Here is an 11,838-nt window from a genome sequence, read left to right on the forward strand (position 1 = left end):
TCGAAAAAATTGACTGTCATGTACATTGTATATATCTAGTTTTCAAAGAACTTTTTTGTGTTTGTTATTCGTGATAACAAGCGATAATATTATAACACCAAAATATTTTTTAATCAACAAATTTTTAATTTATTTTTTTTAAATATTTTTTAGCTTTTAAGGCTATGTGTGTTGGAAATATTGATTAAATAATACCACTATATTATTACATTCCTAATAAAAAAATAAAAAATAACCAAAATGGCTATTTATTATGATTTTGATGCTTCTTCAGTTTTAAATCCACTAATAGTAGACACTAATTCGTTTGATTTAGCATTGGTTTTTAAATCTTTTATTTCGTATTTAATAGATATAGTTGTTCCTAAATAAGATTCTGGTTCAACGCTTATAATAGTTATTTGGAATTCTTCTTTATTGTAACCTTTAATTTCGATGTTTTCAGCTTTAGCATCTTTAGCGTATGTTTCAGCTTTATTTCCATTATATGTAAACTCTAATTTGCTATATAAGGTAAGAAAAGGCTTAACATCTGGCCCTTGAACTGTTTTTTCTGTAGTTCCGCAAGCAACTACAGAAAGAACTGGTAATGCTAAAACAGTAGTTCCAATAACTGAGTTTAATAATAATTTAATCTTCTTCATGTATCAAATATTACATTATTTATTGCAAAAAATTGAATATTTGCTAAAAAAAATAAATGTGGAAATTCTTTTTTTCATATTTAAGCTTTTTTTAAGATTTATTTAAATCTTAGCCAATTACAATGTATAATAACATAACAAAACAACAGAAAGCTAGTGGCTTTTTTTATATTATATGGAGGAACAACATGAAAAAAAATACACACTTAATTATTTTGATCAATGGTAAAAGAAGAAGTGGAAAAGGGCTTTTAAGTACTGAACTATCAAACAAATTAAAAGAACAATTCAATGATAATATTCACATTTTATCATTTGCTCAACCAATTAAACAAATTACACAACCTATCTTAGATGAAATTAACTGAGATGGTATTGATAAAGAAATCGTAAGACCTTTATGAATTGCAATGGGTGAAGTAGGAAGAAAAATTGACTCAAACGTTTGATGTGCTAAAGTGTTTGATAAGATTAGAGAAACTATGGAAAAATCATCTAAAGAAAACTTAAACAGTTTATTTATTATTGATGACCTTAGATTCCCAAATGAATTAGATTACTTCAAAGGTAATAAAGCATCACTTGAAAAACACGTAAAAGAAGGTGATGAAGTTAAAGTTTTAGCTATCAGAATTGAAAAATTTATGGATGCAACTAAATTCGTACCTGGAGTTGATGATAACTCAACTGAAACAAGTTTTGATAAATTAGTAAATATTTGTTTCGATGAGATTGTTCCTCAAAATACACTAATCGATTTAGAATGATATCCAAAATTTGACAATGTAAAGGTTATTGCTGACGTTATCATTCGTAACCACATTAATAAATAGTCATAATGACTATTTTATTTTTGCCTTATGTTAAAATTAAATTATGCCTAGAAAATTTTTTAATAAAACAGATTACTTTATAGATTATGAAAAGCAAGTTTTAATCTTAAGTGACCAACTATATGATAAGCTCCATTCTACTGGACAATTTGATAAATATAAGAAAATGGGAGGGAGCTCTATTTCAGACATTTTAATTAAAGATGCCTTTAAAAATGAATTCAGTGCCTTTTGCCACATTACTCGTTTAAAACTACCAGTACTGACACAAAAATATGTGCATGCCGGAGTTGTGCTAGAACCTCGTATTTTTGATTACTTGCGTAGTAAGATGCCAAATACTACAATTGAAAATTATGAAGCAGCAGCTTACAACTATGATTTCTTTGCCTCAGATCCAATTATTGGAGGGGTACCTGATGGATATTTACCTGCTAAAAATATGATTTTGGAAATTAAAACTGCTGGTGAAAAGAAAAAAGACCTTTGAGCTAAAGAAGGCGTTGATCCTTCTTATCGTAAGCAAGCTCAATTATATTCGTACTTAAAAGGTGCAGATTCTTATTCAATTGTAGCCTTATTCTTGCGTCCTGAAGATTATGAGCATCCTGAAAGTATTGATTTAAGTCAACGTAGTTTACAAACTTATGCCTTTAAATTAAATAAACAAGATGCCCTTGATGATATTGCTAAAATTAAGAATTGATACAATTTTTATACTAATACCAAAATCTCTCCTCGTTTTGATCTATCAATTAATGCTGATCAAATTGAATATTTAGAATGTGAAAACTTTGCTCAGTGAGAAGCTTTACTTGAAAAATGAAAAGCTCAGGGTAAAGCAGATCCTGATATCAAAGCATAAAAAAATCCAGTGCTAACAAAATTGTTAGGCTGGATTTTTTCTATATATTAGCATTAGTTGAGGTTTTTTTAGCAATTTCAATAATGTGGTCAACACTGAAAGGATTATTTTGCTTTAATATATCCTTTTCAGCAGGAGCATTAAATAGTAAGTATGGTTCTGATTTAGGCTTTGTTGCATAATATTGTCTATCAATTGTGAATAGAATTCTAGTTACATATGTACGTTGAGTTCTATCTAAAGAAGAAATAATTCTTAATGAGCCAGTTCCATCAGTTGATTTTTCAAATAAGTTTGTAATAATTTTTTCACGTAATGTGTTATATTTTGCTTTTAGTTCCTTATTTAAATCATTATCAGCAATTGGCTCTAAATCTCTTTTAATAAATACAGTTACATCTTCTTTTTCTTTTGGATTATCAGGTTTTTTTCTACTGTATTGTACTTGTAAATATTTAATATCTCTTGGACTCTCAGGACGAGCTGGATTACTTACTACTGTTTTTGATGAAGGAGTTGTAAAAATACTACTCATCATACTTGGGAACCCATTTTTAATTTCATATTCACCTGTAGCACTAATTTCAGGATTGCTAATTGCAGTTAACTTAAATTTAACTTTAAGTCCAAGTTTAGCAAGTGAAAGTGGATCAAGTTTGAATTGAGGTTGTAATCCAGGCTCAACAACTTTAATTACATTACCTTCTTGTTTAGTTTCATCATCTAAAATAGCAAATGTAAAGTTATCTGCATCATAATTACTTGCAATAATATCTTGACGTGTAATTTGAGAAGGAGCTAACTTATTGTTAGCTTTTACAGATAAACGAATATCTTTAATGTTTGCTGCTAGTGCTTCTTTTAAAGCAGCATTTTTTAATTCAGTATCATCCTTTTTGAATCCTTCAATATCTAGCAATATAGTTTCTTTTACTGAACCATCTTTAGCAGAAATTGCTAAAGCAACTTCTAAAGTAGTTGAAACTGCCTTTGGTCTGCAACTTTCAACTTCAACTGTAAATAAATCTTTGTAAGGTGCTTGAGGATCAATGTTGATTGTAATTTGTTCTTTAGTTACATCTTTTGCTAACATTTCTGCTTTAGAAGGAACATCTAATGTAATCTTTTTAGCAAAAGCACTAATGTATTTACTTGCTATTAAAGCATTTAGGTCTGCTTCAGCAATATTAAATCCAGTTAAGCTTTTGAATTTTCTTGGAAATGAAGTAATTGTATCTTTGGCTTTATTGAAAAGTTGAAGTGTTAAATCTAAATCGTAGGCAATTCCTTCATCATTTAATTTCTTTTCTGCCTTTATAACTGTGATTCCAAATTGATCTTTGTTGAAATTTTCATCAGCTATAGTAATTAAACTAGCTAACTGAGTCTTATCCATAGCCACTAATTGATCTACAGTGTATTGAGCCTTGTTTTTGATATCTAATTTAGTAATACTATTAATTGTTTTATTTAGTTCTGTTTTTAATTTTTCATTTAATTTTTCCTCAGTATCGGTACCTTTATCATCCTTAGTACCTGATTCTTGACTTGGTTTATGGCAACTAACAGCTAAAACAGGAGTAGCAGCTAGTGTTAAACCACTAAGAGTTAGTAACATTCCTTTTAATTTCATAATATATTTCCTTTATTTTATTTATAAATTCCTTTACGTCACTCATCTAGCTCTTCTGGAGTTGCTAAAATATAGTGATCATTATTGATTTTAATTCATTGTGGTTGGTATAACGATGTATAACCATGGATTGCAGGATTATAGCTATAACCAATTAAGCTACCTTTTTCACCTTCAATAGAAGGAACAGCATCTAATAATGATTTTGTATAAGGGTGCAATGAATGGTTCATAATTTCATCAGTTGTTCCAATTTCAAGTAATCTTCCTTTATTCATAACTGCAATACGATCTGAAATATATTCAACCATACGTAAGTCATGGGCAATAAATAAGATAGTCAAGTTGTATTTTTCTTTAAGTTCATTAAAGATGTTTACCACTTGGGCTTGGATAGAAACATCAAGTGCAGAAATAGGTTCGTCCGCAATTAATAATGAAGGACGAAGCACTACTGCACGTGAAATACCAATCCGTTGTTGTTGTCCTCCAGAGAATTCTAGTGGATAACGTTTAAGTACAGAGTCATCTAGTCCAACTGATTTTAAGATGTCACGGACTAAAATTCTTTTACATTCGACTTCTGTTAATTTATTTAATTCTTCACGATGTTCTTTAGCTTGCTTTAAATATTGGCTAGCATCTGCTAATTCAGGATATTTTGCTAAATCATTAGCTAGTTTGTTATATAAAGCTTCAAAAGCAACATTTTCATTTAGTGCAATATCTGCAGCTAATTGTTTTTTATATTCACCATAAAATTGTGGATAGTTCTTGCTTGGCAACCATTGAGTATATAATTCTTTTTCTACGTCTTGGTCAATGTTAAATAAGTAAATTTCTTTCGCATTTTTAACATTAGTTAATCCTTCAGACACAACAGCTTCAACATTAATATGTGGGTTTAATGAGTTGGCAGGATCTTGGAAAATCATTTGAACTTTATTAACCATAAAGTTTTCAATTTCTTTATATTCTTTTAGTCTTTTCCCAAATTTAAATCCTCTAGTCATCTTTTTAGGAACAACTTTATCAAAAATTTTGATTTCACCAAAACTATGTGGGGTTAAACCAATAATTGCTCTTCCAATTGTACTTTTTCCAGATCCAGATTCACCAACAAGCCCTAAAACTTCTCCACGGTAAATGTTCATATTCATATCAGTAACAGCACGGAACTCTTTTGATCCTGAGCCATAAGTAATATCAACGTTTCTTAAAGTAGCAAGTAAGGTTTTACCTTCTGGTACTTCAAGCATTCCTTCTACACCTGGTGTGTTGAAGCGAATGTATTTTTGTTTAAAGAAAAGGAATTTTCTTTTAGTTTCGTAATAAGGTTTTTGTGACATATTATTTAGACTTTGCTAAAAACTCCTTTCATAATTTTTGAATGTGTTTTGGTGGTTGATATTCTGGAGCACGTTCATCAAGTAATGCTGATTTAACTCTATGAGTTTCTGATAAGTAATAAAATTTAGGTTCCTCTTGGAAATCTATTCCTAAGGCATAGTCATTTCTAACCGCAAAGGCATCTCCAACAATATTATTTAAGTTTGATGGAACTGAACCTCTAATTGTTGCTAAACGATCACCTCTATTAACATCAGGCATACTTAGGATTAGTCCTCATGTATAAGGGTGTTGAGGGTATTGCAAGATTTCTTTTGCAGTTCCTTCTTCAATAATTTGTCCAGCATACATAATTGAAATAAAATCACTAATTGAGGCAACTACTCCAAGGTCGTGAGTAATAAAGACAATTGAAAGATTTAATTTCTTTTGTAAGTCTTGAATGACATCAAGTACTAAAGCTTGCACAGTAGGGTCAAGGGCAGTAGTAGGTTCATCCATAACTAAGATTTTAGGTTCAAGAGCCACGATAGCTGCAATAACTACCCGTTGGATCATTCCCCCTGACATTTCGTGAGGATAAAGCTTCATAACCCCTTCAGGGTCTGAAATTTTAGTTAATTTTAAGAATTCTACAGCTCTGTTGTAGGCTTCTTTTTTATTTTTGACAACTTTATTAATTAGCATACCTTCCATGATTTGTTTTCCAACTTTCATAGTAGGATTTAAAGTTGACATTGGGTTTTGGAAGACAGCTGAAACAACTCTTCCACGGTAGTGAGATTTTTCTCAATCTTTAAATGTAAATTTCTCTACATTATTATTATATAGTTTTACTTCACCACTATCAATGACAGCATTATCACCTGTTAATCCATAAAGTAAAGAAGTAATAACTGATTTTCCAGATCCTGATTCACCAATAATGGCATGTACCTTTCCTTCGTAAATTTGAAGTGAAGGACCTCTTAAAACTTTATTTTTTTCACCAGGTCTAGATGGGTTAGTAAATGATAACTGAACATCATTGATTTCAGCAGCTATTTTTACTCTTTCCCCATTAGGTAAGACTTTATATTGCACATTCTTTTCGAATTCTTCTCAATCAAATAAGTTATTTTTTGATGAGAAGAATGAGAACTTATTAGCTAGATAAACAGTAAACTTACGTCATAATTTATGTCCAAGTGTGTGTCCTGCAGCTATATCACGTGCACGTTGAATTTCACGTTGACGTTTAGCGATATTTTTTTGATCTTGTGATAAGTGTTCTGATTTCATAATTTCCTATCTTTGTCTTCTTAATGAGTCTTGCACAGAAGCACCAATAAGTTGGACACTAGTTGTAATTAAAATTAGGAAGGTTGCAGGTACAAAGACATATCTTACATAGTCTGGGAATAATTTTTGTCCATCTGAAATTAAATTACCAAGGGTAGGCACATCTTCAATTGCAAGTCCAATGAAAGCAAGAGAAGTTTCAGATAGCACAACTCCAGGAATAGTGAAGACTAATTGAGTAATTAATATCGGTAAGATTACTGGAATGTAGTTTTTAAGAATTTTTCAAGTAGGAGTTCCTAAAATTTTAGAAGCCGATACTCATTCAAAGTATTTAGCACGTTTTACTTGGGCTCTAATTTGGTTGGCCATTCCTGTTCATGAAGTTAATGACAGTGAAAAGACAATAACTCAGAAACTAGGTGAAATAATAATCGTCATTAAGATTAAGATAATAATTGTAGGCACAATTGAAATAACCTTAATAATAAATGTCATTATTTTGTCAAACATTTCAAATTGACCCATCATAATTCCAATTGTTAGTCCAATTACAACTTCAATTGCAGTTACCACAAAGGCAAGTGCAATTGAATAACGCAATCCTCATCATAATCTAGCTCAGTAATCTCTCCCAACATCATCAGTTCCAAAGAAGTGATAAATGTTGTTTGAATCATATGAGTTAAATGTAAGTGATTTAGCTGAAATATTTGTCGTTGTTGGATCTTGAGTAGTAAATGGAATAATGATTGCTAGTAAAACTAATGTTACTAATGTAACTAGTCCAAAAACTCCAGCAAATGAACGTGAGAATCTATTAATAAATTCTTTAAATGCTTTGGTTTCTGACCCCATGTGCATGTCAGATTGGTAATCCATAATTTTACCAACCAATTTTCAACTTTGGTAGTTAAATGGTTGAGTAATTGGATTAGGTGCTGATAAGTCTTGCATGTTAGCTTCATTTTGTTTTCCAAGTGAAGCACGAGCTTTTATATTATTAGCTCATTTTTCGAAGAAAGCTTTAGCTTTAGAAGGCTTTTTTGACTGTTGATTTTGTTCGTTTTCTTGGTTCATTCTAAGCTCCTCTTCTTCTGATTCTTGGATCAATTGCTTCATATAAAATATCACGGAAAGCATATGAAAGCACTGTTAATAAAGCAAACATAACGATTAAGAATAAGATAACATTATAGTCTTTAGTTTGAATTGCTTGAAGCAATGTGTCCCCAGACCCTGGAATTAGGAAGATTTGTTCAATAAAGATACTTCCGATAAATGATCCAAAGATAACTGCTGGGAAGAATGTTGCAATAGGGAATAAAGCAGGTTTAAGAGCGTGCATTCAAACAAATCTATTTTTTGAAACACCTTTTAAGTAAGCAAACTTAGCATGCACAGAATTTAATTCTCTATTTAATTCTGTACGGATGTATTTAATATAAACAATGATACTTCCAAGTGAAAGGGCAAGCCCGGGTAGAATGAAAGTAACAAAGTTAGTGTGGTCAAATACATAAGGAATTCCAATTGCACGTCCTAAAAAGACTAGCACTAAGGCAAAAATGATTGAAGGCACTGATGAGAAAATACTTACAATGATTGTTGAAATATTATCAACTCATCCACCAGGGTTCTTACCAATTCAAATTCCAAGTGGAATTCCAATTCCAACTGTAAGGACAACTGAGAAAATTCCAACTAAGAATGATTTATAAAATCTATCTCAAATAAAGGAGTTAATTTCTTGTCCTGGGAATAATGAAAGTGAAATTCCAAAGTTTCCTGTAAATAAGCCCTTTAAGTAATTAAAGTATCTTTGGATTAAAGGTAAGTTTAAACCATATTTTTCTTCCACAGCTTTTCTAGAAGCTTCATCTAACCCTTGAGTTAAAGGATTTTCTCCTGGAACTGAGTTAATTAAGAAGAAAGTGATTGAAATAACAATAAGCCCGATAATAAAGAATTCAAGGATAATTTTAAATACTCTTCAAAAGGTTCTTAAAAATGGAGAATCTATAGCAAGTATTTTTTGCATTAAAGTTAGCTCGTTACTTCTTTTGTTTTTGAAAGTAACTTTAGCATCATTTAATAAATAAGCTTCGTTATGATATGTAACTTTCTTCATTATTATCCTTCCCTTGTTGTTGGTAGACCATTTCTTGGAGGTCTAGTCATGTCGTAGGCATATTGTAGTGAGAATCTAAATAGTGAATCAACTCCACCAACTTTAGTAACTTCTCAGTTAGTATCAACTTCCATTAGAGGTACTACAATTGCAGCATCTCTAATAACTTTTTCCAGTGATCCGATAAATTGATATACAACACTTTGTTCTCAGTTTTGGCTTAATTCTTCATCAGAAAAGTTTCCTGTAAAGAATGAAGATAATCTAGAAGTGTAATCAAAGGTTGATTCATCAAATTTAGGTAAAGCTAGCTCGATAAATTTATCTCAGAATTTAGGAGCAATTCTTTTTTCTTGATTTGTATCACCTGTATCAAAAATGTTATCTTGGTTAAATTCAAGTCTTTCTTGAGTTGCGTTAGTTAGATTTGAAATATCTTGCACACTCATAAAGGTTGGCAAGAAGAGAATGAAAGCTGAATGTAATCTAGCTTGTCTGATATTTGCTTTATGTAAGCGCGCTTGTTCATTATCTTCTTTGTTATCAGCTAATAATAAGTATTCAAGTAAGTTCTTGATGTATTGTTTTGAGTATCTATTGGTAATGACTGCATTTTTATTGGCCACTGCTTGAGTAATTTGCCCTAAATAAGCATCTGTAAAGGCCAAAATTTTGCTTGTTTCAGTGCTATTAAGTGTTTCATTAAAGGCATTAGCCACATTAGCATTAGCATTAATTACTTGTTTAATATTATCTAAATCACTTTGTAGTAGGCTTAAACGTGAAACATTAGGTTCTTGTTTACGTAGTTGCTCTAAAATTAAGTCAGCTAGATAGTCAGCATAAGTAAATGATCCAACTGGGTTTTCTTTAAAGGCGATTGTTTTTTTGTTGATTGTATCAACTTCATCCTTTTTAAAGAATGCCATTACATAATCTTGAGCACCATTTCCACCAATTCTATCGTAGTTTTGGTAAATAATGTCGTATTCACCTTTTTCAATAAAGCTGGCAAAGATGTTTTCAGGCAAGCTTTTTAGTTCAATGTTAATAAAGCCACCAAATGCTTTGTTCATAGCTTCTTTTAGGTATGAACCAGCTTTCTTTTGTTCTTCTTGCCCATTGTTTAAGAAACGTAAAGTAATTTGTTTTACTTCTGGGTGTGCTTGTTTAAAGCGTTGGATGTAGAATTCAGCTGTAGGAATATCGTAAGCTAAATCTCTACGTTTAGTCTTTTCAAAGTTAAATCCTTTAGCCATGTGGACTACATATTCATAGTTTTGTAATGGGAACTCTTTATCATTCTTTGCTTTAGCTTTCATGCCTTCAAAGAACATTTCAAGATTTTTACCATCAAATGTTTTGTATTGTCCATAAGCTGTTCAAGTATTAACTGGGAATGAGAAGTCTCAACCAACAAATTTTAAGGCATCATCACGGTTAATTGCATAGTAAATAGCATTTCTGATATCTTGATCTTGTAGATAGCTATCACCATTTGTTTCTTGATCTAAGTTAAATCCGAAAGCAATTGTTCCATAACCTTGGTTTTTGTTTAGGTACTTCTTAATATTTTCATCTGCTCAGTAAGCTGTCATCTTAGAAGCTGGGATATAAGTTTGAGAAATATAACCATCTTCGAAGAATAAAGCATTAGTATTCTTATTTGTTGAGAATAAGATTTTAATCTTATTTGACATTGTGTTTTCAGAATCATAATATTCTTTATTTTTAACTAAATTAATGTAACCATTAGGTCCAAGTAAAATTCCGTTTGCACCCTTTGGAATAACAAAAGGTCCAGTTGTTAAGAATTTGTCAGGTTCTGATCCATATTTATCAATTCCACCAGCTTGGGTTTCAATGTACTTACGGTTAATTGGATATAGGTTATAAAGAATTGTAAAGAGTAAGTATGATAAATCTGGAGTATGGTTTTCATCAAATATTAAGTTAAATGAGTTTTCATCTTTTGATAAAGATTTAATATTACCTTCTAAATTAGTTGAGTCTAATGAGAAAGTTTGATATGGGTTAACATAAGGGTTTTTAACTATAGTAATAGTCTTTTCCTTTTTATCGCTTTCTTTATCCTTAAATTTGAATTCTTGAATTTCTTTATCTAGACTAAATTCTGGATTGTATTTTAAGTTACGTGCAATAAAACTATTGTCAAAATCTAGGAAGAGTTGACCTGTATAGAATCCAAATTCTAAAGCAGCTTGTTTAATTGCAGCAACCTCTTTTGTATCAATTGCTTTACCATTTTTGTCAAAAGTTTGACTTTGGTAAACTAATGCTTTAGGGTCTTGCACATAGGTATTTAACACTTTGTTAAATACATAAGGACGACGTCCAAATGGGTTTTTATAAGTCTTATTAAATTTAGCTAAGTAATCTTTTTGAGCGTCAATAAATTTATCAGCAGCACGGAAACCATATTTTTTAATAGTGTCTAACTTTTGAGATCCAGTATTGAGATCCAAAATGTATTCAAAATAGTCTCTAATGTCTTGTGCTGAAACATAGTCTCCATTTGACCATCTATTTTTCTTAGCATTAACAAAACCTGTAATAGCCATATAGTTGTTAGTGTTTCTTGGGTTTTTGAAAGCAAAAATGGTTGATTTATTTTTTAGCTCTGCACCATTAGCTGAATCGTCAGCTAAACCACCAACTGTATTAAATTGGTCAATTGAGTAGTAAGCACTAGTAATTCCTTTAGTCCCGTTATCTTGGGCTAAAATGCTAGCATTATCTTGAATGTATTTTTCAAAGTTAGCTGAAGTCTTGTCTTTTGGATTGTCCATAACAACAAAGTTATAGCTTCTTTTTGAAGGTAGCACTCTTTTTAAACTTGTTGAAGGTCCCGTTTTAAGGAAACTATCTACAAGTGAAGGCAAGATTTTATCCATTGACTTATATTTAATATAGTTTAGGTTGTTAATTGGCTCAGTTGCTAGTCCTAAATCATAATCAACTTTGATTGATTGTGTTTTATTTTGACCACAAGCAACACTTGTAGCTATCAGTCCTAAAGGAGCTGATGCCAACAGCAGATATTTAGATATTTTTTTAATGTTTTTAGTCATCACTCTCCT

General features: G+C 30.9%; 9 protein-coding genes. 2 read left to right on the plus strand and 7 right to left on the minus strand.

Translation table 4 applies throughout. The features are described 5' to 3' along the window. Positions 1–251: 251 nt before the first annotated feature. Positions 252–644: a hypothetical protein gene (locus tag ACNQ2T_RS01985; protein WP_418018145.1), complete on the minus strand. Its 393-nt coding sequence runs from the start codon at positions 642–644 to the stop codon at positions 252–254. 188 nt (positions 645–832) lie between these two features. On the opposite strand from ACNQ2T_RS01985, the gene ACNQ2T_RS01990 reads away from it, so the two are divergent. Both ACNQ2T_RS01990 and ACNQ2T_RS01995 read left to right on the plus strand, forming a co-directional pair. Beyond that, complete coding sequence (locus ACNQ2T_RS01990; RefSeq protein ID WP_416741861.1) at positions 833–1,477, plus strand: hypothetical protein; 645 nt, start codon at positions 833–835, stop codon at positions 1,475–1,477. A gap of 43 nt (positions 1,478–1,520) precedes the next feature. Beyond that, the gene (locus ACNQ2T_RS01995; protein WP_418006422.1) at positions 1,521–2,342 is read left to right on the plus strand and encodes an MAGa7180 family putative nuclease; all 822 of its coding nucleotides are present in this window, start codon (positions 1,521–1,523) and stop codon (positions 2,340–2,342) included. Positions 2,343–2,382: 40 nt separating this feature from the next. On the opposite strand, the gene ACNQ2T_RS02000 is transcribed toward ACNQ2T_RS01995, so the two are convergent. The 6 genes from ACNQ2T_RS02000 to ACNQ2T_RS02025 are packed head-to-tail and all read right to left on the minus strand — an operon-like array spanning position 2,383 to position 11,829. Further along, a complete protein-coding gene (locus ACNQ2T_RS02000) occupies positions 2,383–3,975 on the minus strand; it encodes a hypothetical protein (protein ID WP_418035863.1) in 1,593 nt (530 codons plus the stop codon). 17 nt (positions 3,976–3,992) lie between these two features. Continuing rightward, positions 3,993–5,324 carry an ABC transporter ATP-binding protein gene (locus tag ACNQ2T_RS02005; RefSeq protein ID WP_418006424.1) on the minus strand — a complete coding sequence of 444 codons (1,332 nt, stop codon included), beginning with the start codon at positions 5,322–5,324 and terminating at the stop codon, positions 3,993–3,995. 1 nt (position 5,325) lies between these two features. After that, positions 5,326–6,606, minus strand: a complete 1,281-nt coding sequence (locus ACNQ2T_RS02010; protein WP_418018148.1) for an ABC transporter ATP-binding protein — start codon at positions 6,604–6,606, stop codon at positions 5,326–5,328. Between the two features lie 6 nt (positions 6,607–6,612). Beyond that, positions 6,613–7,686, minus strand: coding sequence for an ABC transporter permease (locus ACNQ2T_RS02015; protein WP_416755628.1), 1,074 nt, complete (start codon positions 7,684–7,686; stop codon positions 6,613–6,615). A 1-nt stretch (position 7,687) separates the two neighbouring features. Continuing rightward, on the minus strand, positions 7,688–8,737 hold the full coding sequence (locus tag ACNQ2T_RS02020; protein WP_416755627.1) for an ABC transporter permease: 1,050 nt from the start codon (positions 8,735–8,737) through the stop codon (positions 7,688–7,690). Between the two features lie 2 nt (positions 8,738–8,739). After that, positions 8,740–11,829 carry an ABC transporter substrate-binding protein gene (locus ACNQ2T_RS02025; protein ID WP_418035864.1) on the minus strand — a complete coding sequence of 1,030 codons (3,090 nt, stop codon included), beginning with the start codon at positions 11,827–11,829 and terminating at the stop codon, positions 8,740–8,742. Positions 11,830–11,838: the final 9 nt, after the last annotated feature.

It is taken from the genome of Mycoplasma haliaeeti, assembly GCF_048284645.1.
Lineage (GTDB): Bacteria > Bacillota_I > Bacilli_A > Mycoplasmatales > Metamycoplasmataceae > Mycoplasmopsis.